Origin of the sequence: Kribbella polygonati (assembly GCF_050320105.1) — a bacterium.
In the GTDB taxonomy this organism is placed as follows: Bacteria; Actinomycetota; Actinomycetes; order Propionibacteriales; family Kribbellaceae; genus Kribbella.
Genome location: NZ_CP190129.1, coordinates 4,041,533 through 4,067,347, shown reverse-complemented (window position 1 = coordinate 4,067,347; position 25,815 = coordinate 4,041,533). Strand labels below are relative to the sequence as shown.

General features: G+C 70.1%; 21 protein-coding genes. 13 read left to right on the top strand and 8 right to left on the bottom strand.

What is annotated here, in order from left to right; genetic code table 11:
* The first annotated feature begins 3 nt into the window (after positions 1–3).
* Complete coding sequence (locus ACQHIV_RS19340) at positions 4–2,670, top strand: sugar-binding protein (RefSeq protein ID WP_427896086.1); 2,667 nt, start codon at positions 4–6, stop codon at positions 2,668–2,670.
* Here the strand turns inward: ACQHIV_RS19340 and ACQHIV_RS19335 are convergent.
* From ACQHIV_RS19335 to ACQHIV_RS19325, 3 genes are read right to left on the bottom strand one after another with little or no spacing between them, the layout of a single operon-like run.
* Complete coding sequence (locus ACQHIV_RS19335; RefSeq protein ID WP_427896085.1) at positions 2,667–4,922, bottom strand: FAD-dependent oxidoreductase; 2,256 nt, start codon at positions 4,920–4,922, stop codon at positions 2,667–2,669. The two genes, ACQHIV_RS19340 and ACQHIV_RS19335, sit on opposite strands and share 4 nt — an antisense overlap.
* Entirely contained in the window at positions 4,919–5,656 is a 738-nt protein-coding gene (locus ACQHIV_RS19330; protein WP_427896084.1) for an IclR family transcriptional regulator, read from the bottom strand. The genes ACQHIV_RS19335 and ACQHIV_RS19330 overlap by 4 nt, the downstream gene beginning before the upstream one ends.
* A 35-nt stretch (positions 5,657–5,691) precedes the next feature.
* Positions 5,692–6,609, bottom strand: a complete 918-nt coding sequence (locus tag ACQHIV_RS19325) for an NADP-dependent oxidoreductase (RefSeq protein WP_427896083.1) — start codon at positions 6,607–6,609, stop codon at positions 5,692–5,694.
* Positions 6,610–6,683: 74 nt separating this feature from the next.
* Between ACQHIV_RS19325 and ACQHIV_RS19320 the strand changes: the two genes are divergently transcribed.
* Complete coding sequence (locus tag ACQHIV_RS19320; RefSeq protein WP_427896082.1) at positions 6,684–7,316, top strand: TetR/AcrR family transcriptional regulator; 633 nt, start codon at positions 6,684–6,686, stop codon at positions 7,314–7,316.
* 7 nt (positions 7,317–7,323) lie between these two features.
* Here ACQHIV_RS19320 and ACQHIV_RS19315 read toward each other — a convergent pair whose 3' ends face one another.
* Positions 7,324–8,559, bottom strand: coding sequence for a flavin-containing monooxygenase (locus ACQHIV_RS19315; RefSeq protein WP_427896081.1), 1,236 nt, complete (start codon positions 8,557–8,559; stop codon positions 7,324–7,326).
* Between the two features lie 126 nt (positions 8,560–8,685).
* Here ACQHIV_RS19315 and ACQHIV_RS19310 point away from each other — a divergent pair, with 126 nt between their 5' ends.
* Genes ACQHIV_RS19310 through ACQHIV_RS19290 form a run of 5 tightly spaced genes read left to right on the top strand, consistent with a single transcriptional unit; the run spans position 8,686 to position 13,292 of the window.
* Positions 8,686–9,615, top strand: coding sequence for a LysR family transcriptional regulator (locus ACQHIV_RS19310; protein WP_427896080.1), 930 nt, complete (start codon positions 8,686–8,688; stop codon positions 9,613–9,615).
* A 42-nt stretch (positions 9,616–9,657) separates the two neighbouring features.
* Positions 9,658–10,095, top strand: a complete 438-nt coding sequence (locus ACQHIV_RS19305) for a RidA family protein (RefSeq protein WP_427896079.1) — start codon at positions 9,658–9,660, stop codon at positions 10,093–10,095.
* A complete protein-coding gene (locus ACQHIV_RS19300) occupies positions 10,092–10,760 on the top strand; it encodes a DUF1028 domain-containing protein (RefSeq protein WP_427896078.1) in 669 nt (222 codons plus the stop codon). Before ACQHIV_RS19305 ends, ACQHIV_RS19300 begins: the two co-directional genes overlap by 4 nt.
* The gene (locus tag ACQHIV_RS19295) at positions 10,753–11,880 is read left to right on the top strand and encodes a M20 family metallopeptidase (RefSeq protein WP_427896077.1); all 1,128 of its coding nucleotides are present in this window, start codon (positions 10,753–10,755) and stop codon (positions 11,878–11,880) included. The genes ACQHIV_RS19300 and ACQHIV_RS19295 overlap by 8 nt, the downstream gene beginning before the upstream one ends.
* Positions 11,877–13,292 carry an aspartate ammonia-lyase gene (locus tag ACQHIV_RS19290; RefSeq protein WP_427896076.1) on the top strand — a complete coding sequence of 472 codons (1,416 nt, stop codon included), beginning with the start codon at positions 11,877–11,879 and terminating at the stop codon, positions 13,290–13,292. Before ACQHIV_RS19295 ends, ACQHIV_RS19290 begins: the two co-directional genes overlap by 4 nt.
* Before the next feature lie 34 nt (positions 13,293–13,326).
* Here the strand turns inward: ACQHIV_RS19290 and ACQHIV_RS19285 are convergent, their stop codons facing one another.
* The 3 genes from ACQHIV_RS19285 to ACQHIV_RS19275 are packed head-to-tail and all read right to left on the bottom strand — an operon-like array spanning position 13,327 to position 18,417.
* The gene (locus ACQHIV_RS19285; protein ID WP_427896075.1) at positions 13,327–15,273 is read right to left on the bottom strand and encodes a primary-amine oxidase; all 1,947 of its coding nucleotides are present in this window, start codon (positions 15,271–15,273) and stop codon (positions 13,327–13,329) included.
* Complete coding sequence (locus ACQHIV_RS19280; RefSeq protein WP_427896074.1) at positions 15,270–16,784, bottom strand: APC family permease; 1,515 nt, start codon at positions 16,782–16,784, stop codon at positions 15,270–15,272. The genes ACQHIV_RS19285 and ACQHIV_RS19280 overlap by 4 nt, the downstream gene beginning before the upstream one ends.
* A gap of 13 nt (positions 16,785–16,797) precedes the next feature.
* Positions 16,798–18,417 carry an amidohydrolase gene (locus tag ACQHIV_RS19275; RefSeq protein WP_427896073.1) on the bottom strand — a complete coding sequence of 540 codons (1,620 nt, stop codon included), beginning with the start codon at positions 18,415–18,417 and terminating at the stop codon, positions 16,798–16,800.
* A 138-nt stretch (positions 18,418–18,555) separates the two neighbouring features.
* Here ACQHIV_RS19275 and ACQHIV_RS19270 point away from each other — a divergent pair, with 138 nt between their 5' ends.
* From ACQHIV_RS19270 to ACQHIV_RS19245, 6 genes are all read left to right on the top strand, one after another.
* Complete coding sequence (locus ACQHIV_RS19270) at positions 18,556–19,167, top strand: TetR/AcrR family transcriptional regulator (RefSeq protein ID WP_427896072.1); 612 nt, start codon at positions 18,556–18,558, stop codon at positions 19,165–19,167.
* A 111-nt stretch (positions 19,168–19,278) separates the two neighbouring features.
* Complete coding sequence (locus ACQHIV_RS19265; RefSeq protein ID WP_427896071.1) at positions 19,279–20,703, top strand: purine-cytosine permease family protein; 1,425 nt, start codon at positions 19,279–19,281, stop codon at positions 20,701–20,703.
* Positions 20,700–22,190, top strand: coding sequence for an aldehyde dehydrogenase family protein (locus ACQHIV_RS19260; RefSeq protein WP_427896070.1), 1,491 nt, complete (start codon positions 20,700–20,702; stop codon positions 22,188–22,190). Before ACQHIV_RS19265 ends, ACQHIV_RS19260 begins: the two co-directional genes overlap by 4 nt.
* Entirely contained in the window at positions 22,183–23,721 is a 1,539-nt protein-coding gene (locus ACQHIV_RS19255) for a GMC family oxidoreductase (RefSeq protein ID WP_427896069.1), read from the top strand. The genes ACQHIV_RS19260 and ACQHIV_RS19255 overlap by 8 nt, the downstream gene beginning before the upstream one ends.
* 29 nt (positions 23,722–23,750) lie before the next feature.
* Positions 23,751–24,176 (top strand): PPOX class F420-dependent oxidoreductase, encoded by a 426-nt coding sequence (locus ACQHIV_RS19250; protein WP_427896068.1) that lies wholly within the window; start codon positions 23,751–23,753, stop codon positions 24,174–24,176.
* Positions 24,177–24,180: 4 nt separating this feature from the next.
* Entirely contained in the window at positions 24,181–24,786 is a 606-nt protein-coding gene (locus ACQHIV_RS19245; protein WP_427896067.1) for a glyoxalase, read from the top strand.
* Here the strand turns inward: ACQHIV_RS19245 and ACQHIV_RS19240 are convergent.
* A complete protein-coding gene (locus ACQHIV_RS19240) occupies positions 24,783–25,763 on the bottom strand; it encodes a hypothetical protein (protein ID WP_427896066.1) in 981 nt (326 codons plus the stop codon). The genes ACQHIV_RS19245 and ACQHIV_RS19240 overlap by 4 nt on opposite strands.
* Between the last annotated feature and the right edge of the window lie 52 nt (positions 25,764–25,815).

The window sequence follows — 25,815 nt, the reverse complement described above, 5'->3', positions numbered from 1 at the left end:
GCAATGAAACGCAGAACGTTCCTCAGCGTCAGCGCCGCTGCCGCAGTCGTCCCGTTCACCGCCGGCCGAGCGGTGGCCGCTCCCACGGGCTCGACTCCACAGCAGGCTCTGGCCGCGTCCAACGTGTTCGTGGTGCCGGATGTGCCGCGGCTCGTCGTACCGAACGTCAAGCCGGGGGAGAAGGCCGGGATCACGGTCACGGCGCCGGGCGGCGACCGGGCCTGGTCCGGGACCGGGCGGGGTGGGACCACCGTCGTGGTGCCGGTCGGGACCGGGTACTACGACGTCACGTACGAGTTCGCCGGGCAGTCGGTGACCGACTCCTTCTGTGTGTTGAGCAAGATCGCCGGGGTTGTGCCCGGTCTGGGGGTGAACACGCACTTCGGGTTCGGCCCCGATCCGTGGGACCCGAACGTGCTGGCGCCGATGGTCGCGGCGGCCGGGATTGCGACCGTGCGCGACACCGAGGAGTGGTGGGGCGCCGAGCCGGCCAAGGGCACGTACGACTTCACGCTCTACAACACGTACCGCGACGTGCTCCGGCAGAACGGGCTCACCGACCTGCCGGTGCTCAGCTTCAACAACGCCAACTACGACGGCGGTGCCACACCGTACACCGACGCGGGCCGCTCAGGGTTCGCGTCGTACGCGGTCGAGCTGGTCAGGCAGAACCCGAACGTCGCGGCGGTCGAGGTGTTCAACGAGTTCAACATCCCGACATTCGGTGCCCGAGGCAACAGTCCGGCGAACTGTCAGCCGGACTACTATTTCCTGCTGCTGAAGGCCACGGTCACGGAGTTGCGCAAGCACTACCCGCACCTGAAGTACGTCGCGCCCGCGACGGCCGGCGTACCACTGGACTGGATGAAGGTGGTGTTCGACAGCGGCGGCCTCGACTACATCGACGGGGTGTCGATCCACCCGTACAACTACCCGGCGTCGCCGGACTCGCTGGCCCAGCAGGTCCGCAGCGTGGCGAACCTGATCGAGTCGTACGGCGTCCACCGCGACATCTGGATCTCGGAACTCGGCTGGCCCGCCGGTACGGCGCATCTCGCCGTCGACACCCGCTCGCAGGCGGCGTACGCCGTACAGGGCGCCGCGGCCGCGTACGCCGCGGGCGTGACGGACTTCTACTGGTACGACTTCATGAACGACGGCACGAACCCGGGGGAGACCGAGCAGAACTTCGGCATGGTGACGATGGTGCAGGGTGGCGCGAGCAGGCCCAAACCGGCATACGTCTCCTACGCCAACCTGGCGCGGCAGCTGTCCGGGGTCGACAAGAGCGGCCTGAAACAGGACTCGCCGACCGCAGGCGTGAACCGTGTGGTGATCCCGAACGGGCCGGCGACGACCTGGATGCTCTGGGCGGACTCGTCGACGGCGTTCGGCATCGACGCGTCCAGATCGGCGACCTTCACCGACGCGTACGGCGATTCCGCGCGCGTCGACGGTCGGCTGTCCGTGACGGTCGGGAAGGAGCCGGTGTACGTGTCGACGACCGGGGCGATCGCGGTGGCGCCGACGGTGCGGCACCGGCTCACGGCGAAGGAGACCAAGCGCGGTGAGAACCTTGCCGCACTGTGGATTGTCGACAATACGACAGGGACCTCCACGGCGGCGGCGAAGTTGTCGGCGGGCGGGACAGTCGTTGCGTCGGTCAACGTTCCGGCCGGGGCGAAGCGCAGCACCGAGGTCTCGTTCGGGATGGCGTCCGCGGTCGGGTGGCGGACGGTGCACGCGTCGGTCACCGAGGCGGGCGCCGTGGTCGGCAAGCTGGTCGCCGACTACCAGGTCATCGAGCCGCTGACGCTCGCGGTGCAGCACGTCCTGAAGGAAGGCGCGGACCAGCTGCGGATCCGGGTCAGCAACGGGAGCAGCGCCGCGCAGACGGTGCCGACGATCGCGTGGACGGTGGGCTCGGCGCAGGACTCCGTGTCCGGCGTCGCGATCGCCGCCGGTGCGGTCGACGAGCGGTTCGTCCCGCTCAGCAGCGGGACGACGTACAGCGTGACCGCGACGATGAGCGACGGTACGCCGCTGACCGCGAGCGGCACGGTCGTCCTGGTCGCGGCGGCCGACCTGCACCACGCCGCGAACAAGACGATCGCGATCAACGGCGTGAACCAGCTGGCGGGTACGACGCCCACCGGGACGTCGAGCGAGGGCACCGTGCAGGTCACCGGGTACAACGGCCCGCAGGACCTGTCGTTCGACTTCTGGGTGACGTACGACGCCGACCGGCTCTACCTCACGGTCGAGGTCACCGACGACATCCACCATGCGACGGCGGGCGGCGACCAGATCTGGCAGAACGACTCGCTCCAGTTCGCCGTCAGCTCCGGTACGCCGGGGGAGGCCGCCAGCTGGAACGAGATCGGCGCGTCCCTGGTCGGCGCCGACGTCGACACCTGGCGCTGGTCCGGACCCGCCACCGGCCCGCTCCCCACGGGTGACGCCGCGATCGTCCGCAGCGGTACGACCACGACGTACACCACCGGCGCCACCTGGACTGACCTCGGCATCGACCCGACCGGCAACCTGATCAGCGTCTCGCTCCTCGTGAACGACAACGACGGCCAGGGCCGCAAGGGCTACATCGAATGGGCCTCGGGCATCGGCAACGGAAAGGACTCGGCCCTCTTCAAACCCTTCGTCCTCGACTAGTAGCAGCGGACCTCGAACAGGGCGGCGGGAACGTCGCCCTGGCTCGAGACGATCTCGACGGAGAGGTCAGCTGTCTCGAGCGGCGGATCGAAGGTGAGGGTGTTGCGGGTCTGGTGGTTGTCGGTGCGCTCGGCAACCACCCTGCCGCCCGACCGCACGACGTAGTGCTTGGCGCAGAACGGCATCGCGTGCTCGAGGTGGTTCCACAGGACCGACTCCATCGCGTGGTCGGAGTCGGTGTCGAAGGCGAGCTCGACGCGCGAGATGCGCTGGGTGTCCTCCCACCGCAGCCGCACGGTAGGCCGGCCGTCCTCGGGGTCGGCCACCCACGCGTTGGGGTGCGAGGTCGGTCGCGCATGCCCGTTGCGCAGATCGTCGACCGGCCAAGCCCGCACCGGCGGATCGACGGCCACCGCGAAGTTGTGCCCGTCCGGGCGCCGCTCCGGTGTCCAGAACTCGACCCGCGGCCGACCGACACTCTCATCCGCCTCCTGCGTCGACTTGTGCTCCACCGACACCAGCCCGCTGACCCGCCGGGTGGTCGTGCGGACCGACACGTCGTCGTTCTCCCGCAGTAGCAGGAAGACATACCGTGGCTGATCGACAGCACCGTCGACATCCACCTTCAATCGTTGCCCCAGGCCCGCACCCAGCGAGAACCGCTGCGTACCGAGAACGACATCCGGCGTGTAGTCGTCCGGCCGATTACCGGTCCGCAACTCGACGGTGAGCGTCGTCGGCGCAGCCACGTCAACGGTCACCGTCAGCTGAGGCAGCGGCCCCGCCGGCAGCGGCAGCAACTGCGCCCGTGAGTGATCCAACGGTACGACGGGACCGTCGTCGGGCAAGCTGTCGAGAACGAGCGAGCTCGACGCCGACAACTCAGCCCGCTGCGCCAGGTCGTCCGGATCTTCGAGGCGGACACCGGGAATGTGCTGCCCGGTCCGCAGCAGTTCCCGTTGCAGCGTGCGCATCCGCTCGGGCTCCACCAGTTCGGCCGGCAGCAGCCCGTCGCGAGCGCAGAGTATGGCGGCCATCCCCGCCGCCTGACCGAGCTGCGCACAGGTCGCCATCACCCGGGTCGAGGCGAACGCGACGTGCGAGACGCTGATGATCCGGCCGGCCAGCAGCAGGTTGCCGACGTCGCGGGACACCAGCGAGCGATACGGAATCTGGTAGACGCCGCGCGGATGCAGATGGCTGCTGCCCGCGTGCTCGCTGAACACCCCGTCGGCCGGGTGCAGGTCGATCGACCAGCCGCCGGACGCGATCGCGTCGTCGTGCCGGCGCTGCTCGACCAGGTCCTGCTGCGTGAGCATCGTGAGCCCCTCGAAGCGGCGGCTCTCGCGCTTGCCGGGGATCAGGCCGACCCATTCGAGCGTCAGCGTCTCGGCCTCGGGGAACTCACCGGAGTTCTTCAGGTGGTTCCAGACGCCGTACACCACCTTCCACAGCTCCCACTTGATCTCTTCGGTGTCGTGCACGGTGTCGAGCCGGCCGCCGTACTCGATCCACCACAGCCGGCACCCCTGCACCTTGGTGTTGAAGCTCCGCCACCGCGGGATCTTCGTGATGTCGTCCAGCGCGTACGCGGGCGGCGTGAAGCGGACCGGTACGCCGACGTCCTTGCTGTAGAAGTAGATCGACTGCCCGAGCAGCGCGCCGTACGACTCCGACGGTGCGAACAGCTCGCCGAACTCCTCCTTCGACTCCGCACCCATCCGGTATGCCGCGCCCGCGAGGTAGCCGAGGACGCCGTCGCCGGACGCGTCGCAGAACAGCGGCGCGGAGAGCTCGTACCGCTTCGAGTTCTGACTGCAGAAGGCCGTCACCGAGGTGATCCGCGAGCCGTCCTTCGACACCGCCGTCGCGGCCGTGTTGAGCAGCAGCGTGATGTTGTCCTCGGCAACAACCTTGTCGAGCAGCACCGCGTCGAACAGGACCGCGTTGCCCTCGGGGTTGCGGAACGTGTTCTCGACCAGGAGCTCGTCGATCACGCCGCCCTCGCGCGACCAGCGGTTGTTGTTGAACATGTGGGCGGTGGCTCCCAGCGCCCAGAGCCGGACCTCGCTGGAGGCGTTCCCGCCGAGCACCGGACGGTCCTGGACCAGGACGACCCGGGCTCCGGCGCGGGCCGCGGTGATCGCCGCGCAGGTGCCGGCCAGACCACCTCCGACGACGACCAGATCGGCTCGCAGGTGCTCGGTACGGAACGTGCGGTCGGCGGTGGCAGGTTCACGGACGATGCTCATGGCACCTCGGTTCGGTCGATGTTGGCGGCGGCATCGGTCAGAACGGCTTTGAGTGCGGGTACGTCGTCGTCGCTGAACGTGCCGGCGAACCCGACACCGGCGTACGCCGCGTCTCCGACCGGGACGGCGAGCGTGCGCCGCCCGAGGTCGGTGGTCACGAGGGCGTACCCCTGCTCGCGGACCCGCGCCAGCCTGGTGAACAGTGCGTCCAGGTCCGGCGGGTCGAAGTTCAGCGGCAGCAGGGGCGGTTCGGTCGGCGCGTACAGTTCCCGCACGGATTCCTCGGACTGCTGGGCGAGCAGCACCAGCCCGATACCCGACATCGCGGCCGGGAACGGGAAGCCCTGCACGATGCCCCGGTCCGCCGGGCTCTGCGGGTTGACCTGATACAGGTACGACGTCTGATCGCGCCAGAGCACGCCGAGCGCGACGACATGACCGTACTTGTGCAGCGGGGGCAGATACCGGATCGCGCGGTTGACCAGCCCGGAACCGAACAGGCTCTGGGCGGCCAACGCGTGAATCCCGGGGCCGGGCCGGTACTTCCGGTTCCCGTCCTGCTCGGCCAGCCCCATGGACGCCAGCGTGCCGAGCAGTCGATTGACCCTGGTCGGCTCCAGCCGCAACAGCCGCGCCAACTCCCGCGACCCGACCGGCTCGGTGCAGAGCGACAGCGCCTGCAGACAGGCGAGTCCGTCCATCAACGACTTGTTCGGCTGCGCCGGAAGCTTCACGGTGCTTTTATAGCACCATCCGCTAGGGTTGGCGACTAGTCGCGGACGCGGACGATCGTCTTGCCCTTGGCGCGTTCGGTGGAGTTGAAGGTGGCGATCGCCTCGTCGAGGGTGACCACCGCGCCGATGTTCGTGCGGAGCCGGCCGTCGCGGACGCGTTGGACGATCTCGGTCAGTTGGCCGCGGTCGGCCTCGACCACGAAGTCGATCGCGAGGCCGTCGGCGGGGCGGTACTCGACCGGGCCGACGATCGAGACCAGCGTTCCGCCGGGGCGGATCAGCGCCGCGGAGTGCTTCTGGATGTCGCCGCCGATCACGTCGAACACCAGGTCGACGCCGCCGACGTCCGCCAGGGTGTCGTTGCCGAGGTCGAGGAACTCGTGAGCGCCGAAGTCGAGCGCCTTCTGCCGGTCGGCGGCGCGTCCGGTGCCGATGACGTAGGCGCCGGCCTCGCGGGCGAGCTGGGTCACCATCGTCCCGACCGCTCCGGCCGCGCCGTGCGCCAGCACGGTCCGGCCCGCGCGCACCCGCCCGTGGTCGAACAAACCCTGCCACGCGGTCAGCCCGGAGATCGGCAGGCTCGCGCCGACCGCGAAGTCTACGTCGCCCGGCAGCGGTGCGAGGTTGCGCGCCTCGATGGCGACGTACTCGGCCAGTGAGCCGTCGCGGTGCCAGTCGGCCAGTCCGACCACGCGCTGACCGACCGACAGGCCGGTCGTTCCGTAGCCGAGCGCGCTCACGACCCCGGCGAGCTCGTGGCCGGGGATCGACGGCGTCTTGTCGCGGCCGGCGCGGTCGGTCCAGGTCGACGGCCACTCCAGTTCGGTCGGGACCCATCCCGACGCCCGTACCTGCACGACGACGTCGTTGATCGCCGCCGGCGGCTCAGGACGCTCGGCCAGCGTCATCCCGGCCGTTCCGGCAGCCTGGTCCGTCACCACGATCGCCTTCATCGGAACCTCCCAAGATTGGACTATTTCGTCCAGAACGATACACCTCGACGAGCCGGACCGGTAGCGTTGGGGTCGTGACTGGAGGAACCGCGGCCGACGCCTCGCCCCGCCGCCTGACGGCGCGCGGCGCCGCGACCCGGGCCCGCATCGTCGAGGCCGCGGCAGATCTGATGTACGTCCGCGGCGTCAACGCCACCACCCTCGACGAGGTCCGCGCGGCCAGCGGCACGAGCAAGTCGCAGCTCTACCAGCACTTCGCCGACAAGGACCAATTGGTCCGAGCGGTCGTCGTACTGCGGTCCCGCCAAGTCCTCGAACGCGAGCAGGGCTACCTGGAGCGGCTGCGCTCGTTCCGCGGCCTGCTGCGCTGGCGGGACGCTTTGGTCCAACGCAACGCCCTGCAGAACGGTGCGTACGGCTGCGCCCTCGGCTCGATGGCCAACGAACTGTCCGACCAGGACGACACGGCCCGCGCCACCCTGGCCGAGACCTTCGCGGAGTGGACCGCCCTGATCGCCGGCGGCCTACGCCGCATGCAGACCGCCGGCACCCTCGCCGAAGCCGCCGACCCGGACAAACTCGCCGTCGGCCTGATGGCAGCACTCCAGGGCGGCTACCTCCTCGCCGAGACCCAGCACGACATCACCCCGATGGAAACCGCCCTCGACATGGCCCTCGACCACATCCGCTCGTTCCTCAGGAACTGATGTCCAATTAGTACGAGAGGTAGTTCCGCTGGGTGGCGATGTGGTCGGCGATGTACTTCGCGTCGTGCCAGACGCCCCAGATGAAGCTGGAGCCGCGGCGGGAGAGCCAGGGGAGGCCGACGAAGTAGACGCCTGGTTCGGTGGAGACGCCGCGGCGCTGGCGGGGGCGGCCGGTGTCGTCGAAGGCGTCGACCTGGAGCCAGCTGTAGTCGGTGGCGTAGCCGGTCGCCCAGAGGATGCAGCTGATGCCGGACAGGTCGAGCTCGAGGAGCGGATCGGTGACGGACTCCGGGGCCGGGCCGAGTTCCCGGGCCGACGGTTCCTCGGGGAGGTCCAGGCCGTTGCGGGCGACGTACGCGTCGGCCTGATCCAGCAGGGCCAGGTAGTTCGCGTCGCCGCGGGCGATGTTCTCGCCGAGGTCGTTCGCGAACCGCAGGACGCCGTCGTCGTACGACGCGGTCATGCCGGCCAGCTGGATGCCGCTCGCGGCCAAGGCGCGGAAGTCGACGGTGTGACCGCCGTTCGCGCCGCTGACCGCGATCGTGACGTGCTCGGCGCCGGCCGGCGGCGTCTCCAGGTCCCAGAGGCCGAGGACGCCGAGCCACCAGCAGAAGTCCCGCCCGCGGTAGCTGCGCGGCGGCCGGTCGTGCGGGCCGACCGAGAGGTACACCTCCCGCCCGGACCGGCGAAGCTCGTCGGCGATCTGTACGCCGGAGGAACCCGCGCCGACCACGAGTACGGCACCCGCGGGCAGCTGATCGGGGTTGCGGTACGCGTTCGAGTGCAGCTGCACCGGTCCGGCGTCGGCCGGGACGATCGGGGGAATGACCGGCCGCTGGAACGGCCCGGTCGCGGCGACCACGAAGCGGGTGTCGATGGTCCCGTCCGAGGTCTCCATCCGGAACCCGGGCCGGCCGTCGTGCTTGCGCACCGACGTCACCTCGACGCCGGTACGGACCGGCGCGGAGATCTTCTCGGCGTACGCGACGAAGTAGTCGGCGACCTGCTCCTTCCCGGCGAAGCCGTCCGGGTCCAGGTCGTAGAACTCCAGCCCCGGGAAGCGGTCGTGCCACGCGGGCCCGTTCGCGACCAGCGAGTCCCAGCGCGCGGTCCGCCAGCGTTCGGCGATCCGGTCGCGTTCCAGGACCAGGTGCGGTACGCCGAGGTTGCCCAGGTGCTCGCTCATCGCGACGCCGGCCTGCCCCGCGCCCACGACGACGACCTCCACCTCAAGGTTCGACATCCCCAACCTCCAGTCCGCCGTACACACTGTCTCGCCTTGAATCCTCAGCGCCCGGCAATCCCCGTGTCCAACAGATCTTCCTGGCGCTCTAGTTCCGCTCGATCGATGCAAGGCCTAGAGTGAGTCATGGCCCACTACACCCTCAGGCAGCTGGAGTACTTCGTTGCCGTGGCGGAGGCGGGCAGTGTGACCGCCGCTGCGCAGTCGATCCACCTGTCGCAGTCAGCCCTGTCCACGGCGCTCGTCGAGCTGGAGCGGGCGCTCAACGTGCAACTCCTGCTCCGGCACCACGCCCGCGGCGTCACCCTCACGTCCGCGGGCGAGCAGTTGCTGGCGGCCAGCCGGCGGCTGCTGCGGCAGGCGGCCGAGCTCGCGGACGAGGCGCGCGGCCTCGGTGACGAGGTGAGCGGGACGCTGCACCTGGCGTGCTTCGGCGTACTGGCGCCCTACCTGCTGCCGGAGCTGCTCGCGGAGGCGACCGAGCGGTTGCCCGGGCTGGCGGTGAACACCAGCGAGGTCGACCTGGAGGAGCTGGTCGAGGGGGTGGCGAGCGGCCGGTTCGAGATCGCGGTCGGGTACGACATCACGTCGGACCCGCGGGTCGAGGTCACCTCGCTGTACACGTTGCCGCCGTACGTGCTGCTGCCGCGCACGCACCGGCTCGCCCGGCGGAAGAAGGTGAAGCTGGCCGAGCTGGCCGACGAACCGCTGGCGCTGCTGGACCTGCCGTACAGCCGGGACTACTTCACCGGGATGTTCCGCGCGGTCGGCCTGAACCCGACGCCGCGCTTCCGCTCCACGAGTCCGGAGACCTGCCGGGCGCTGGTCGCCCGTGGGCTCGCGTACACCGTGCTGAACGTCCGCCCGCGCAGCTCCGGGCGGCCCGACGCGCGCGAGGTGGTCGCGGTGGACATCGCGCACGAGGCGCCGGCGCTGGACGTCGTACTGATCAAGGCGGCCGGCGTCCGGTCGACCCGGCGGGTGGCCGCGGTCGAGGAGCTGATCGGCGACCTGGTCGACCGTGGATCGATTGCGTCGATGTTCGGGGCCAAATAGATCGTCTCGACAGCACCCGCCGGGCTTCCTAGGCTCGGTGGTATGACGCACGCAGCGGAGCCGATCGTCGTCGGCGGCCACACCCGGATCCGTCCGTTCAACACCCGCGACACCTATCCCGAGCAGAACCTCGACAACGACCTGTGCCAGGCCGTGGTGGCCGGCAACACGGTCTACGTCCGCGGGCAGATCGGGCAGGACCTGGACACCAGCGAGTCGGTCGGGGTCGGCGACGTCGCGGCACAGACCGAGCAGGCGATGGCCAACATCGACCTGCTGCTGCGCGAGGCCGGCGCGCGGATGGAACACCTGGTCAAGCTGACGATCTACATCGTCGACCCGCGCTACCGCGAGACGGTGTACCGCACGATCGGCCGCTGGACGAAGGGCGTGCACCCGATCTCGACCGGGATCGTGGTGTCCGCGCTGGCCCGCCCGGAGTGGCTGGTCGAGGTCGACGCGATCGCGGTGATCGCGTGACGTTCTCGGTCCTCGGCACCGACGGGAACGGCGCCGTCGGCATCGCGGTCACGTCCTCGAGCCCGGCCGTCGCGGCCCGCTGCGTCCACCTGCGCGCGGGCGTCGGCGGAGCGTCTTCGCAGAACGTCACCGACCCCCGGCTCGGCACCTTGCTGCTCGACGAGCTCGCGAACGGCGCGGACGCGCGGACAGCGCTCGAGAACGTCGTCCGTGACCGCGAGCTGATCGAGCACCGCCAGCTGACCGTGCTCTCCCTGGACGGCCAAGGCGCGGCGTACTCCGGTGACCAGGCCCTCGGCCTGCACCGTGATCGGGTCGGCACCCAGGTAGTTGCGGCCGGCAACATGCTCGCCGAGCTGGAGGTCGTGGACGCGATCGTCGCGGCGTTCGAGTCGTCGACCGGTGAGCTGGAAGAGCGCCTGCTGACGGCGCTGGAGGCAGGCCTGAAGGCCGGTGGCGAAGCCGGACCAGTCCACTCCGCGGGGCTTTCCGTCGTACGCCGGGTGCCGTGGCGCGAGACCGATCTGCGGGTCGACTGGAGCGACGAGCCGATCCAGGACCTGCGTGCGCTGCTCGGCCGCTGGCTTCCGCAGCGCGACGACTACGTCACGCGCGGGCTCAACCCGGCCGCGGCACCGTCGTACGGCGTCCCCGGCGATGAGTGACACCAGGCTGGCCGCCGCGCGGACGGTCGCGGCCGATGCCGAGCGGTTGATCCAGCTCTCCGAGCAACTGCACGCCCATCCCGAGACCGCCTGGCAGGAGCACCGTTCGGCCCGCTGGGTCGCCGAGGCGCTCGAGCAGGCCGGTTTCACGGTGACGCCGGCGTACCTCGGACTCGAGACGGCCTTCCTCGCGACGTACGGCAGTGGTCCGTTCCGGCTCGGGCTGTGTGCCGAGTACGACGCTCTGCCGGGCCTCGGGCATGCCTGTGGGCACAACCTGATCTCGGCGATCACGGTCGGTGCGGCCCGTGCGCTCGCGCCGCTGGCCGATGCGGCCGGGCTGACGATCGAGGTGTACGGAACGCCCGCGGAGGAGGGCGGCGGCGGCAAGATCGAGCTGCTCGACCGCGGCGCCTTCGCCGGGCTGGACCTGGCGATGATGGCGCATCCGGCGCCGGTGGACGTCGCGGAGGCCGAGCCGTTCGCGGTGTCGCATTCACACATCACGTACCAGGGCAAGGCCGCGCACGCCGCGGCGTACCCGGAGCAAGGCGTCAACGCCGCCGACGCCTTCACGATCGCCCAGGTCGCGATGGGGCTGCTCCGCCAGCAGCTTCCGCCGACGGTCCGGGTGCACGGCGTGATGACGAACGGGGGAGAGGCCCCGAACGCGATCCCGGCCCGCACCGAGGGCCGTTGGTACGTGCGCGCCGAGTCGCTCGCGCAGCTCGCCGAGACCGAGGAGAAGGTACGGCGCTGCTTCGAGGCCGGGGCACTCGCCACCGGCGCCACGCTCGACATCGCCCCGGAGAGCAAGCCGTACGCCGAGTTCCGCACGTACGAGCCCGCGTTGCAGGCGTACGTCCGGAACGCCGAGGCACTGGGCCGCGTGTTCGACCCGGGTACGCCGGCCCGCCGGATGAACCGCGCCTCGACCGACATGGGGAACGTGTCGCAGTTCGTGCCGGCCATCCACCCGTACGTCGGGATCGGGTCGCTGCCGGCGCTGAACCACCAGCCGGAGTTCGCCGCGCACTGTGTCGGCGGCGACGCCGAGAAGGCACTGCTCGACGCCGCGACCGCGCTCGCGTGGACGGCGCTGGACATGGCTGTGCGATGATCCGGACCGAGTACGACTCGCTCGGATCGCATGAGGTGCCGGCGACCGCGTACTGGGGTGTGCACACCGCGCGGGCGCTGACGAACTTCGCGGTCAGCGGCACCCCGGTCGGCAGTCATCGCGACCTCGTCGCCGCGCTCGGCGCGGTCAAGCTCGCCGCCGCCCGGGCGAACCACGACCTCGGCCTGCTCGACGACCGCCGCTTCGGCGCGATCGCGCAGGCCGCCGAGGACGTGCGGACCGGGAAGCTCGACGACCAGTTCGTCGTCGACGTCATCCAGGGCGGCGCCGGTACGTCGACGAACCTGAACGCGAACGAGGTCATCGCGAACCGTGCGCTGGAGCTGCTCGGGCTGCCGCGGGCGGCGTACGACGAGGTGCATCCGCTCGACCACGTGAACCGGTGCCAGTCGACGAACGACGTGTACCCGACGGCGGTGCGGCTCGCGCTGATCACGGCGATCGACCGGCTCAGCGGGGCGGTCGTGGCGCTGGCGGACGCGTTCGCGGCGAAGGCGGTGGAGTTCCGCGCCGTACCGAAAATCGGGCGGACGCAGCTGCAGGACGCCGTACCGATGACGGTCGGGCAGAAGCTCGGGGCGTTCGCGGTGACGTTGCGGGAGGAGCTGGCACGGCTGGCGGACTCGCGCGGGCTGCTGTGCGAGATCAACCTCGGCGCGACGGCGATCGGGACCGGGATCACGGCGCATCCGGGCTACCGGGAGCGGGCGGTCGCGCAGTTGGCGGAGATCACCGGGCTCCCGTTGGCCGGGGCGGCGGATCTGGTCGAGGCGACCGGTGACACCGGGGCGTTCGTACAGGTGTCGAGTGTGCTGAAGCGGATCGTGGTGAAGGCGTCGAAGATCTGCAACGACCTGCGGTTGCTGGCGTCCGGACCGCAGGCCGGTTTGGCCGAGCTGCGGTTGCCGGCACGGCAGGCGGGGTCGAGCATCATGCCGGGCAAGGTGAACCCGGTGATCCCGGAGCTGGTGAACCAGGTTGCGTTCTGGGTGATCGGGACGGACGTCACGGTCACGATGGCGGCCGAGGGCGGTCAGTTGCAGCTCAACGCCTTCGAGCCGGTGATCTGCCACGGGCTGTTGCAGGGCTTTGCCTGGACATCTACGGCGTTCGACTCGCTGCGAGAGCTGTGCGTCGACGGCATCACGGTCGACGAGGAGGCGCTCACAGCAGTTGCCGCCCGCAACGTCGGTCTCGTCACCGCGCTCACGCCGTACCTCGGCTATACCCGCGCGGCAGAACTCGCGAAGGCGGTGCTTGCCGGCGCGGGCGACGTACGGACCGCTGCTCTCGCGGCCGGTGACCTGACCGCCGAGACACTCGACGCTCTCCTCAATCCGCGAACCCTCTCCAACCTCCAGGACGGCTGGCTCCCCACCTCCGACGCGTGAGCGGCGGCGCTGCGAGGCGCCGCCGCTCACGTGGTCAGTGGCAGCAGTGGTCTGTGGTGCCGGCTGGGCGGGGTGCGTCCAGGGCCGGGTTCTGGTTGAAGAAGCCGCTGGGCTTGAGCGTGAATCCGGTGTAGTCGACCGGCATGATCGGCCAGTCCTCCGGGCGCGGGAAGTGCGTCAGGCCGAACGTGTGCCAGACGACGATGTCCGTGCCGTCGATGTCGCGGTCCGCCTTCGTCCAGGTGTCGATCCCGGTGTTTCCCCTGTTCTGGTTGACGAATCGCCCGGACGGGTACCGCTCGGCGTCGTCCTGCGCCGTCACCCAGAGGTGCTTGGTGGTGAACGCCGCCCGCCGCGCGATCGACGACGACGGATCGGCCAGCAACGTCGGCTGCCCCTCAGGATGCAATGTGTACCCGACCGGCTGCCCGAGCGCGTTCGTCACCCGGGGGTTCACCAAATGCCAGGTCCGCCCGACCGCGCCATCGGCGAGCCGCGCCGCCTCGCCCTCCGTCCGCAGCCGCGTCGCGCGCCGCGTGAACGCGTTGCCGTACGGGTTCTCGTCCGACACCGGCACCCGGACGGCGTCCACCTCGTCGACCGCGTTGCCGACCCCGTCGATCATCAGGTCGAGCCGCGCCGAGAACAGATGCTGGTGGTACGGCGCCCCCACGCCCGGCGCGATCTCGCTCGCCCACGGATACCCGGCCCCGGGGTACGCCGACGCGAACACGACCCCGGTCGCCTTGCACTCGAGCTCGATCGTGCCGTCGAGGTACAGGTACCAGTAGAACCCGTAGTCGTAGTTGCCGACCGTGATGAAGAACGAGATCACCAGCCGCCGCTGCCGCCGGGTCGAGCTGGTGCCGTTGTAGGAGTCGGTGTGCTTCCAGAGCACCCCGAAGTCCTCCTCGTGCATACAGATCGCGTTCTCGATCCGCCGCGGCAGCCCGTTGTCATCGGCAACGATCGCGTCGAAGTAGTGGATCTCGCCGAGGCAGTCGCAGCCGAGCGCGAGCGAGTTCGCCTCCTTGCCGAGCGAGTACTCGCCGGCGTCGAAGTAGTTCTGCCAGAACCGCACCGGCGACGGGTCGCCGTACGGCACCACCATCTCGGCGACCGAGGCGCGGTACACGATCGGCCGGACGCGGTCCTGGGTCCGGTCGTGGAAGCCGAGCTGGTGCAGCGTCAGCCCCTCGACCTGGTCGAACCCGATCCGGAACTCCCAGTTCTCCCAGCGGACGAGATCGCCCTCGACGGTGAAGCTCGGCCCGTCGGGCTGCGTGATCACGATCGGCCGCTGGCTGGTCCGCTCGGGCGCCGTACCGGGGCCGCGCTCGAAGTCGGCGCGGGCCGGCGGTACGTCGAACTCGCCGGCGTCGATCAGTTCGACGACCTCGCCGGTGTTCAGGTCGACGTACGCGACGATGCCGTCGATCGGGTGTGCCCAGACGTTGTCGTCGTCGTCCAGCTGCAGGAACGAGAGGCAGCGGACCAGCCGGCGGCCGTCCTCGCCGGGAAGCCCGAAGTGCCCGGCGCTGAGCGCGGAGATCCGGATCCGCTCGGGGATGGTCAGGCCGCGGCGGGCCATCGCCGCGCACCACTTCTCGTCGGCCCAGAGGATCCGCTCGACCAGATCGAACTCCTCGCCCATGATGGGCGGCTGACCCTCGTCGACGAGGTCGACCTCGCGGCGGGACACGACCTTGCCGTCGGTCAGCGACACGACGACCTCGGTCACCGTACCGGTGCCGCGTTCGAGCAGTACCGAGCACACGCGCCGGTCCCAGGGCTGCCCTGGCTGCCAGGCGAGGACGTCCGCCTTGGCCGGTTCGGCGAGCTGCACCAGCGGGAAGCGGGTCGCCGGACCGATCAGGCCGGCCGCGTCCAGGATCTCGCGGTTGAGCTCGATCTCCGTGGCGCTGAGCCGGTCGAGCGGGTGCGTGGTGCGGGCGAGGCCGGGGTCGGCGATGGTCGTCATGCGACGCCGCTCCTGTCGTGAGTGGTGTGGTCGGTGGTGTCGAGCGAGACCGCCCGGCGGACGGGCGCGCCGCGCAGGTAGCCGATGATGCCGAGGGCAAGCAGTACGACGAGCGTGCCGATCGTGAACAGCTCGAAGGTGCCGCGGCTGACGCCCCAGACGTCGTGGAAGCCGTACTCGATGCCGAACAGCGGCTCGAGCGTGCCCGGGAAGATCGCCACCCAGGAACCGAGCACGATCCACGCGAAGCACAGCCAGCCCATCGCGGCGAACCAGCGGTCCGAGACCGGCACCCGGAACGGGCGCGGGCGGTCGGGGTCGACCTTGCGCAGCCGGATCGCCGCCGGGATGACGAGCAGGTACGAGAGCAGGAACGTCGTGATCGCGATCGTCAGCACCACCCCGAAGATCGCCCCGGCGCTGCCGCTGACCTTCATCGCGACCAGCATGAAGACGGTCGCCACGGTGCCGGACAGGAAGTTCACCCGCACCGGCGTGCTCAGCCGGCGGTTGAAGATCCCGAAGAAGCCGCCGAAGAACGCGCCGTCCGCGGCCGCGATCGCCTGCATCCGGTCCGAGATGATCATCCACGCCGCGCCCTGCGTCATCAGTACGAACACCAGGCACACGGACAGCACCTTGAGCATCGCGTCCGCGGCACCGCCGTACACGCTGAAGACGGTCGCGGTCGCGTCGAAGAAGCCGCCGATCCCGGTGATCTTGTCCTTCGGGACCACCAGCAGGATCGAGAAGATCGGCAGCAGGTAGCACAGCGCGGCGATGCCGCTGGACCGCAGGATCCCGAACGGTACATCGCGCTTCGGGTTCTTCATCTCGCCCGCCGCGCTGTTGCCGGATTCGAAGCCGAGGTAGGCGAAGAGCAGCAGCGGTGTCGCGCCGAACAGGCCGGTCAAGGTGGGGGAGAAGTCGTGGATCGACAGGTCCGCGATGCCGTGCTCGGCGGCGTACAGCGCGGCGGTGCCGACGAAGAAGATCAGCAGCGCGACCTTCAGGATCGCGCCGACGGTCGGCAGCCATTTGCCGTACCGCAGGCTGACGATCGCGGCCAGTACGGTCAGCCAGATGAAGACCAGCTTGAACACATAGTCGGCCGTCGACCCGGCGCTGATCTTCGTCAGGTTGACGTTCCAGCCCTCGGTCGCGAGGAAGGCCATCGACCCGCCGACCCAGACCGGCTGCGTGACCCAGGTCAGCAGCGCGGCGATCGCGCCGGCCTTGCGCCCGAAGGCGTCCCGGACCCACGTGTACGCGCCGCCCTCCTCGGTGAAGGCGGCACCGGTCTCGGCGAAGAGCAGGCCGTACGGGATCAGGAAGAGCGCGGCAAGGACGAGCGTCCAGGTGAACGCCTCGGCGCCGTACGTCGAGACCTGGCCGAGCGTCTCGAGCCCGACCACCGCGGCGATCAGCAGGAACACCAGGTCGAACCGGCCCAGCGTCTTGAGCAGCTTGGACTCTTGCTCCTGGGCGAGAGCGGTAGGGGTGGCGGACATCGCGGCCCTCCTGTCAGTGGTGGACGGCTGAGTGAACGGGGGTGCCGTCGACGTAGGTGGCGAGTACGGTCACGGACGCCAGGTCCGTGGCTTCGAACGGATCCTGGTCGAGCACGACCAGGTCGGCGGGTGCGCCGGCGCGGAGCGTTCCGGTGCCGTCCAGCCGGGAGGCACGGGCGGCGCCCGCGGTGGCGGCGTGGAACGCGGTCGCCAGGTCGACGCCCTCGCCGGGCAGGAGCGGCACGGTACGGGCGTGCTCGTCCTGCGCGTGCGGATCGCCGTACGGCGCCGTCCGGTGCACCGCGACATGCATGCCCCAGAAGGGATTCGGGCTGCTGACGGGCCAGTCCGATCCCATCGCCAGCTCCGCGCCGGCCGCCCGCAGTGAGCCGAACGCGAAGTGGTGCCGACGCTGGGCGTCGGTGAGGTACGGCAGCTTGGTCTCGACGAGGACCTGGTCCTCCCGCGCCCACAGCGGCTGGATGTTGGCGATCACGCCGAGCGCCGCCAACCGTGGTACGTCGGCCGGGTCGATCAGGTCGAGGTGGGCGAGCTGATAGCGGGCGTCCGGGTGGCGTGGTGCCGCTTCGAGGGCGTCGAGGCACTCGCGGACCGCGCGGTCGCCGACCGCGTGCAGATGCAGGTCGAAACCCTCGGCGGTCAATGTCTTCGCGACCAGACCGAGGAACTCCGGGTCGACGAAGCTCAGGCCGCGTTCGCCCGGACGGCCGTGGTAGTGGTCGATGACGGCGGCCGTGAGGTTCTCGCAGACGCCGTCCTGCATGATCTTCACCGCGCTCGCCCGGAAGTTCGGCCAGGCCTCGGCCTCCGCCCGGCGCCGCACCAGCCGGTCGACCTGCTTCAGATCCTCGTCGAGGTCCCACCACAGCGCGCCGGTGACCTTGGCGGTCAGGCGACCGGACTCGGCGGCCTCGCGGTACACGGGGAACAGGTCCGGCATGCCGAGCATCTTGCCGACCGCGGCGTCCTGCCAGCCGACGATCCCGAGCGAGTGCAGGTACCGCTGCGCTTCCAGGAGTGCGTCCACCAGCTCCGCCCGGCCGGGCTTCGGGACCAGATCGGTGACCAGATCGGCCGCCGACTCCATCAGGAACCCGGTGGCACGACCGTGCTCGTCCCGGTGGATGCGCCCGCCGGCCGGATCCGGGGTCGCGTCGTCGATCCCCGCACGCTGTAACGCAGCGGTGTCGACCCAGACCCCGTGCGCGTCGTGCGACGTCAGTACGGCGGGACGCGCGCCGACGAGGCGGTCCAGTTCGGTGGCCGAGGGGAAGCCGCCGGGGAAGACGTCGCCGTACCACCCGGATCCGAGGAACCACTCGCCGTCACCCGGCCGGTGCTCGCTGATCCGGCGGCGGTAGTCGTCGAGGCTGTGGAGGTCGTCCAGATCGCAGCGCAACCGGTTCAGACCGGCCATCACGGGGTGCACGTGGGCGTCGACGAACCCGGGGGTGACGACGCCCTCGACGACCTCGGTGCCGCGGCCGGTGAGCGCGTCACAGGCCCCGCGACCGAGGGCGACGACGACGCCGTCCCGCACCGCGACGGCATCGGTGGGCGCGGTGTACGCGTCGGGGCGGACGACGCCGTGGAACACCAGGTCGGCAGCCATCGTTGCTCCTTCCGCCGGGTTCTTTGCTGCTGATCGCAAAGAATTTGATCAGGTTCCTGTCATCGCACTGCAAAGTTCAGGTTTCGGCAATGTTTCAGAAGACTCGATTCTTTGATGCATGTCATAGATAATTCCGGGGTGGCGCGTCCCAAGGATCAACGTGAGCGGCGTGGCGACCTCGTCCGGGCGGCCGGGCGGGCGATCGCCGAGACCGGTGTGGCCGGCCTGCGGATCCGCGACGTCGCCGCCCAGGCAGGCCTGTCCGCGGGCCTCGTGACCTATTACTACCGCGACCTCGACGAGTTGGTGCTCGACGTGCACGCGGACGCCGTACGCCGCTTCTACTCCGCCCGCCGGGAGGCGATCGGCCGGCTGGACGACCCGCTGCGGCAGCTCGCCGAGCTGGTCCGGCGGGGTACGCCGGACGACGTCGACGACCTGCACTTCCGGGTGCTGTACCAGCTCCACGTGCACGCTGCGCGGAGTTCCGCACACGCGGCGCTGATGAGTTCGCTGTGGGAACAGGAGGTGTCGCTCTACGAGTTGGTGCTCGCCCGCGGCGCCGAACGCGGCGTACTGACCTTGCGGAGCTCGCCGCGGGAGATCGCCGAGACGGTGGTCGCGCTGGAGGACGCGGTCGGGCTGCACGTCGTCGGGCACAACACGGCGGTGAGCGTCGAGCGTGCGCGAGCACTGGTCACGGCCCTCGTGGAGCGTGAGGTCGGGCGACCGGTTGTTACCGCCGTGTGAACTCGGCAGGAGTCATCGACTTTCCTGATCCAGGACGCGTATTTTCTGTGATGGACAGATGGCTCACACCCGGTCGATGGTGATCTGAACCGCCGAGTTCCAGGAGCACCCATGAGCGCGACATCCGAGAGCACCCGCCGTGAGGCACTCGAGCACCGGACCATTGAACACATCCCGGTCGACGAACGGCACGGCCGCTGGACCCAGCTGTTCACGATCTGGTTCGGCTCAAACATCATGCTGCTCACGGTGGCGACCGGTGTGCTGGCGACCGCCGTCTATCACCTGCCGGTCTGGGCCGCGATCCTCGCGCTGCTGATCGGCAACGTGGTCGGCGGCGTCGTGATGGCGCTGCACGCCGCGCAGGGCCCGCAGATGGGCGTGCCGCAGATGCTGCAGACCCGGGCCCAGTTCGGGTCGTACGGCAGCCTGCTCGTGGTCACGATCGTCGTGGTCATGTACACCGCGTTCTTCGCGTCGAACATGGTCCTCGGCGGCCAGGCGCTCGCGAACCTGACCTCGATCGGGGAGACGCCGGGCATCGTGCTGGTCGGGGTGCTCGGGGTCGTCGGCGCGATCTACGGGTACCGGGTGATCCACGCGATGGCCGGCGTACTGAGCGCGCTCGCGGGCCTCGCGCTGGTGGCCGCGTTCGTGATGCTGTTCGCGGTCGTCGGGCTGCCGTCCGGGACGATGTCGAGCGGGACCTTCGGCTGGGCCGGCTTCATGGGCACGGTGTCGCTCGCCGCGCTCTGGCAGATCGCGTACGCGCCGTACGTCTCCGACTACACCCGCTACATGCCGAAGGACACCGGCGTACGGGCGGCGTTCTGGGCGACGTACGCCGGGTGCGTGCTCGGCTCGCTGTTCCCGATGCTGCTCGGGGCGTTCATCGGCGCGGCCTGGCCGGACGCCGACACGGTCACCGGCGTCCACACGGCCGGTGGAGCGATCGGTGCGGTCGTCCTCGCGATCTTCGCGATCAGCATCGCCGCCACCAACGCGATGAACCTGTACTGCGGGGCGCTGTCCAGCCTGACGATCGGGCAGACGCTGCGACCGCGGTGGCAGCCGGGCGCCGGTACCCGGATCGCGGTCTGCACCGTGATCTTCGCGGTCGCGCTCGTCATCGCGCTGGCCGGCAAGGGCAACTTCCTGGAGAACTTCGAGAACCTGATGCTCCTGCTGCTCTGTGTGCTGATCCCGTGGACGGCCGTCAACCTGGTCGACTACTACCTGATCCGGCACGGCGAGTACGACATCCCGTCGCTGTTCAAGACCAACGGCGGGGTGTACGGGAAGGTCAACGTGCCGGCGGTCGGCTGCTACGTGCTCGGCATCGCCGTACAGGTCCCGTTCCTGTCGAACGCGCTGTTCACCGGGCCGGTCGCGAAGGCGCTGGACGGCGTGGACATCTCCTGGATCGTTGGACTCGCCATCATTGCCCCGGTCTACTACGTGTGGGTCCGGGCGACGACGGGTTCGCGTGAGCGGATCGCCGCCGAGCCGGTGACCACCCAAGGGGAGCATGCATGAGCAATCGGACCTACCAGAACTGGCAGGACCTCTCGGCGAAGCTCGAGACGCCTTCGCTGGCGTGGATCGACGGCCCTGTCGCGGCGTTGACCGGCGCCACGCGCTCGACGGTCGACCCGGCCACCGGGCTCGTGCTCGCCGAGGTCGCGGAGTGCGACGCCGACGACGCGGATCGTGCCGTCGCGGCCGGGCGGCGCGCGTTCGAGGCCGGGCACTGGTCGCGGGTGCATCCGCGCGAGCGGGCCGCGGTCCTGACGCGCTGGGCGGACCTCGTGGTCGAGAACCTCGACCAGTTGGCGCTGCTCGACTGCCGCGATGCCGGCAAGCGGATCGTCGACACCGCCTCGATCGACGTCCCCGGATCGGCCGCGATCCTGCGCTGGTACGCCGAGAGCCTCGACAAGGTGTACGGCGAGGTCGCACCGACCGGGCCCGGCGACCTGGCGGTCGTCACCCGCGAGCCGCTCGGCGTGGTCGCGGCCGTCGTACCGTGGAACTACCCGCTCGAGATGGCGGTGTGGAAGCTCGCGCCGGCGCTTGCCGCGGGCAACAGCGTAGTACTCAAACCGGCCGAGGACTCGCCGCTGTCGGCGCTACGGCTGGCCGCGCTCGCGGCCGAGGCCGGCCTTCCCGAGGGCGTGCTGTCCGTCGTACCCGGGAGCGGGCCCGTCGTCGGCGCGGCGCTCGGGCGGCATCAGGACGTGGACGCGGTGACGTTCACGGGCTCGACCGCGGTCGGGCGGCTGTTCCAGACGTACGCCGGTGAGTCGAACATGAAGCAGGTGTGGCTCGAGGCCGGCGGGAAGAGCGCGGTCGTCGTACTGGACGACGTGCACGACCTCGACGCGGTCGCCGACGGTGTTGCCGCGGGCATCTTCACGAACTCGGGGCAGGTGTGCTCCGCCACCTCGCGGCTCGTCGTACAGCAGGGCGTCGCCGAGGAACTGATCGGCCGGGTCGTCGAGCGGGCGGCCGCGATCGTGGTCGGCGATCCGCTCGACCCGGCCACCCAGATGGGTCCGCTGGTCAGCGAGCGGCAGGCGCAGCGGGTGCTGGCGCTGATGGAGCGCGGCGCGGCGGAGGCGGGGGAGGCGTACGGCGGCGGCGTGGTCGACGGGGCGCCGACGACCTGCTTCGTCCGGCCGCAGGTGCTCGCCGGGGTCGCGCCGGACGCCTCGATCGCGCAGACCGAGGTCTTCGGGCCGGTGCTGACCGTGCACACCGTGGGCAGTGAGGACGAGGCCGTCGCGGTGGCGAACGGTACGCCGTACGCGCTGGCGGCCGGGTTGTGGACCGACGACCTGCGCCGGGCGCATCGTGTGTCGCGCCGGCTGCGGGCCGGGACGGTGTCGGTGAACTGTGTCGACGCGCTGGACGTGTCGACGCCGTTCGGCGGGTTCGGGCACTCCGGGTACGGGCGGGATCTGTCGTTGCACGCGCTGGACAAGTTCACCGGGTTGAAGACGACCTGGTTCCACCATGGGTGACACCTACGAGTACGTCGTGGTCGGCGGCGGTACGGCGGGTTCGCTGCTCGCCACCCGGCTCGCGGAGGCCGGTCGCGAGGTGGCGCTCGTCGAGTGGGGACCCGACGACGAGCACGAGCCGCGGGCGCGGGAGTTGCGGCGGTGGGACGAGATGCTCGAGGGGGAGTACGACCTCGACTACCGCTCGAAACCCAACGAACGCGGCAACTCGGAGATCCGGATGGCGCGGCTGCGGATCCTCGGCGGCTGCTCGACCGCGAACACGATGATCGCCTGGCGCCCGCTGCCCGGCGACCTGGAGGAATGGGTCCGCCTCGGCGCCGACGGCTGGGGGCCGGACGAACTCCTCCCGCTGTACGACCGCCTGCGAACCCCGATCCACCCGGTCGCGGAGGCCGACCGCAACCCGTACGTCGCCGACGTCGTCACCAGCGCGTCGAAGGCCCTCGGCGTACCGGAACAGGACCGCTGGAACGACGGCCGCCTCACGGACTCCGCCAACGGCACAGGCTTCTTCGAGGTCGGCTACACCCCCGAGACAAACCTCCGCTCCTCAACTTCCATCCACTACCTCCACCCGGCCCGCACCACACCCACCGGCCCCAAGGTCCTCCTAGGCCTCCGAGCCATCCACCTCCTCCTCGACCATCCACCCACACCCACTCTCGGCGGGCCGCGGGTGGTTGGGGTGCGGGTTCGCGACGGGGACGGTGTGGAGCGGGACGTCCTGGCCCGGCGCGAGGTGATCCTGTGCTGTGGCGCGATCGACTCGCCCCGCCTCCTCCAGCTCTCCGGCATCGGACCGCGGGAGGTACTCGACGCCGCCGGAGTACCTGTGGTGGTTGATCTCCCCGGCGTCGGCGAGAACCTGCAGGACCATGTCGAAGGCCTCGTCGTCTGGGAAGCGAAGGCGACACCCCCGGACATCCGCGCGAGCGGCTGGGACGCCGGCGCGATGGTGACCCTCGGCCCGGACAACCGCCCCGATGTGATGATGCACTTCCCGGTCGAACCCTGGGCCGTCCACGCCGACCGCTACCTCGCTGACCACGCGCAGCCACCGCTCCCCGAGCAGATCGTCGCGATCGCCCCGAACGTGGCCCGTCCCCGCAGCCGCGGCCGCGTCTGGATCGAGTCCTCCGACCCCGACGCCCCGCCCGCGATCGACTACCGCTCGTTCACCGACGACGACGGCTACGACGAGCGAATGCTCCTCGAAGGCGTCCGCCTGGCCCGCCGCATCGCCGCCGAGGAACCCATGCGCTCCTGGCTCGTCCGCGAAGTCTTCCCCGGCGAACACGTCGAAGGTACCGAACTCTCCGCGATCGAGCGCACCATCCACCAAACCGTCTACCACGTCAGCGGCACCTGCGGCATCGGCCCCGTCGTAGACCCCCACCTCCGAGTCCACGGCGTCCAAGGCCTCCGCGTCGCCGACGCCTCGGTCTTCCCGACCCTCACCTCGGTCAACCCCGTCGTCACCGTCATGCTCATCGCCGAACGCGCCGCCGACCTGCTGCTCTTGCCATGACCCCAGGGTCAAGGTTCGATACTGCGGGGATGATCTTCACCCCCGCCGAACTCACCTACCTCACCGAGCAACCCCTCGGCCGCCTGGCAACCGTCTCACCCGCCGGCGACGTCCAGAACAACCCCGTCGGCTTCTTCGTCGACGCCGGCACGATCACGATCGGCGGCCACGCACTCGGCGCGTCCAAGAAGTTCCGGAACATCCAGCAGGGCAGCACCGTGTCCCTGGTCGTCGACGACCTCGCGTCGACCGATCCGTGGACGCCGCGCGGCATCGAGCTCCGTGGCTCGGCGGTCGCGCTGACGGACGTCGACCCACCGCTGCCGTACTTCTCCCGCGAAGTTATCCGCCTGATCCCGACGACGATCGTCGCGTGGGGCATCGACGGTCCGCGCGCGACCCGCACGATCGATCAGGAATCGAGAAGCGACGCGGCCCGCGACTTCCTAGCTTAGAGGCATGACAACTCTTGACAGCGTGGTTCTGGAAGCAACCGACGTGGCAACGACCGAGAATTTCCTGGCGGACGCCTTCGGTCTCGACGAGCAGGTACGGGTCCGCGAGTCCGCCGCCGAGTCCGACGGATTCCGCGGCTTCACCCTCTCGCTGACGGTGAGCCAGCCGAGCACGGTGACCAGCCTGTTCGACAGCGCGGTCGCCAACGGCGCGACGGTGATCAAGCCGGTCACCAAGTCGCTGTGGGGGTACGGCGGCACCCTGCAGGCCCCGGACGGGACCGTGTGGAAGATCGCCACCTCCGCGAAGAAGGACACCGGCCCGGCGACCCGCGCGATCGATTCCGTCGTCCTGCTGCTCGGCTGCGAGGATGTTGCCGCGAGCAAGAAGTTCTACGTCGACCACGGCCTCACCGTGGGCAAGAGCTTCGGCCGCAAGTACGTCGAGTTCGAGGGCGGCGGTCAGGTGAAGCTGGGGCTCTACGCGCGCAAGGCGCTCGCCAAGGATGCCGGCGTACCGATGGAAGGCATTGGTTCGCACCGGATCACGCTGGCCGCGAACGGAAGCGACTTCACCGACCCGGACGGCTTCCCGTGGGAGTCCAACTAGTACGCGGTGCGAACGCGGCCGAGGCCTTGGTGGCATCCTGCAGCAGCTCGCTCGTGAACGGGATGCCCCCGATGGCGGCCAATGCGGCCGACCACCCGGCAACGAAGTACTCCCACCCGTCCACGCACCGCAGCCCCGCCGCGGCCGCCTGCTGCAGGAACGTCAGCGGCCCGCGGTAGTTTGAAGTCCCACGCGACGGCCCGCTCGGGAAAGGCCGTTGCATCCGGCAACGGTGAAGCTACCGAGGTCTTCCCCAACCCGGTCGCGTTCACGATCAGCGAACCCGCCGGAGCACCCGCCACGATCGCCGCCACCTCGTCGGCGCCGGATGTGAGCACCAGCGGTACGGCGTCCTCCGCGAGGCCGAGTCGCTCGCAGACGGTACGGAGCGCCGCCAGCGAGCTCGCCGTACGGCCGACGACGGTCAGCTGCCGGCGTGACGGCCGGAGAACCGGCCTGCTCTGCTCGAGCGAGGCGCCGACGTCGAGGCAGACGGCCAGCAGCAGCGCGGTCGCCGCACCGCCGGCGCCAACACACACCACGTTCTCGGTGCCGAGCGACCCGCCCGGATCGAGAATCGTTGCCAATGACAACGGATCCCGTGCGTACGCCCGCGGCTCGCCGGACACGTCCAAGCAGTTGAACTCGTGCGTCAGCCCGGCCAGCGGATCGCTCGCGTCCAGCAGCTCGTGGCAGGCCCCGAAGATCCGCAACTTGTGACTGGTCACGACCGCGCCGTGGATCGCCGGGTTCGCGCACAGGTCGCTCACCACCCGGCGCAGCTCGTCCGGCCGCACGGTCTCGGGCAGGTCGAGACCGCGCAGCTCGGTCCCCGGCCCGAGCAGCGGCGCCCACGCGGGATGCACCCGGTGGACGCTCGACCCCGCCGTACTGATCCCGACGAACACGATCAGCGGCGCGCCGCGGTACGCCGCCAACTCGCCGGGCCGCAGCACCCGGCCGACCGCACCGTCCACCCGGGCATCCTAAGTCAGCCCACCGACAGCGGACGGCGCGATCGGAGCGGCG

Excerpts from the sequence above, each read along its gene's own strand:
- ACQHIV_RS19280 (WP_427896074.1), bottom strand. The coding sequence starts at position 16,784 with ATGTCCGCCACCCCTACCGCTCTCGCCCAGGAGCAAGAGTCCAAGCTG.
- ACQHIV_RS19245 (WP_427896067.1), top strand. The coding sequence starts at position 24,181 with ATGACAACTCTTGACAGCGTGGTTCTGGAAGCAACCGACGTGGCAACG.
- ACQHIV_RS19255 (WP_427896069.1), top strand. The coding sequence starts at position 22,183 with ATGGGTGACACCTACGAGTACGTCGTGGTCGGCGGCGGTACGGCGGGT.
- ACQHIV_RS19295 (WP_427896077.1), top strand. The coding sequence starts at position 10,753 with ATGAGTGACACCAGGCTGGCCGCCGCGCGGACGGTCGCGGCCGATGCC.
- ACQHIV_RS19285 (WP_427896075.1), bottom strand. The coding sequence starts at position 15,273 with ATGACGACCATCGCCGACCCCGGCCTCGCCCGCACCACGCACCCGCTC.
- ACQHIV_RS19305 (WP_427896079.1), top strand. The coding sequence starts at position 9,658 with ATGACGCACGCAGCGGAGCCGATCGTCGTCGGCGGCCACACCCGGATC.
- ACQHIV_RS19315 (WP_427896081.1), bottom strand. The coding sequence starts at position 8,559 with ATGTCGAACCTTGAGGTGGAGGTCGTCGTCGTGGGCGCGGGGCAGGCC.
- ACQHIV_RS19260 (WP_427896070.1), top strand. The coding sequence starts at position 20,700 with ATGAGCAATCGGACCTACCAGAACTGGCAGGACCTCTCGGCGAAGCTC.
- ACQHIV_RS19265 (WP_427896071.1), top strand. The coding sequence starts at position 19,279 with ATGAGCGCGACATCCGAGAGCACCCGCCGTGAGGCACTCGAGCACCGG.
- ACQHIV_RS19325 (WP_427896083.1), bottom strand. The coding sequence starts at position 6,609 with ATGAAGGCGATCGTGGTGACGGACCAGGCTGCCGGAACGGCCGGGATG.
- ACQHIV_RS19290 (WP_427896076.1), top strand. The coding sequence starts at position 11,877 with ATGATCCGGACCGAGTACGACTCGCTCGGATCGCATGAGGTGCCGGCG.
- ACQHIV_RS19275 (WP_427896073.1), bottom strand. The coding sequence starts at position 18,417 with ATGGCTGCCGACCTGGTGTTCCACGGCGTCGTCCGCCCCGACGCGTAC.
- ACQHIV_RS19250 (WP_427896068.1), top strand. The coding sequence starts at position 23,751 with ATGATCTTCACCCCCGCCGAACTCACCTACCTCACCGAGCAACCCCTC.
- ACQHIV_RS19340 (WP_427896086.1), top strand. The coding sequence starts at position 4 with ATGAAACGCAGAACGTTCCTCAGCGTCAGCGCCGCTGCCGCAGTCGTC.
- ACQHIV_RS19335 (WP_427896085.1), bottom strand. The coding sequence starts at position 4,922 with ATGAGCATCGTCCGTGAACCTGCCACCGCCGACCGCACGTTCCGTACC.
- ACQHIV_RS19310 (WP_427896080.1), top strand. The coding sequence starts at position 8,686 with ATGGCCCACTACACCCTCAGGCAGCTGGAGTACTTCGTTGCCGTGGCG.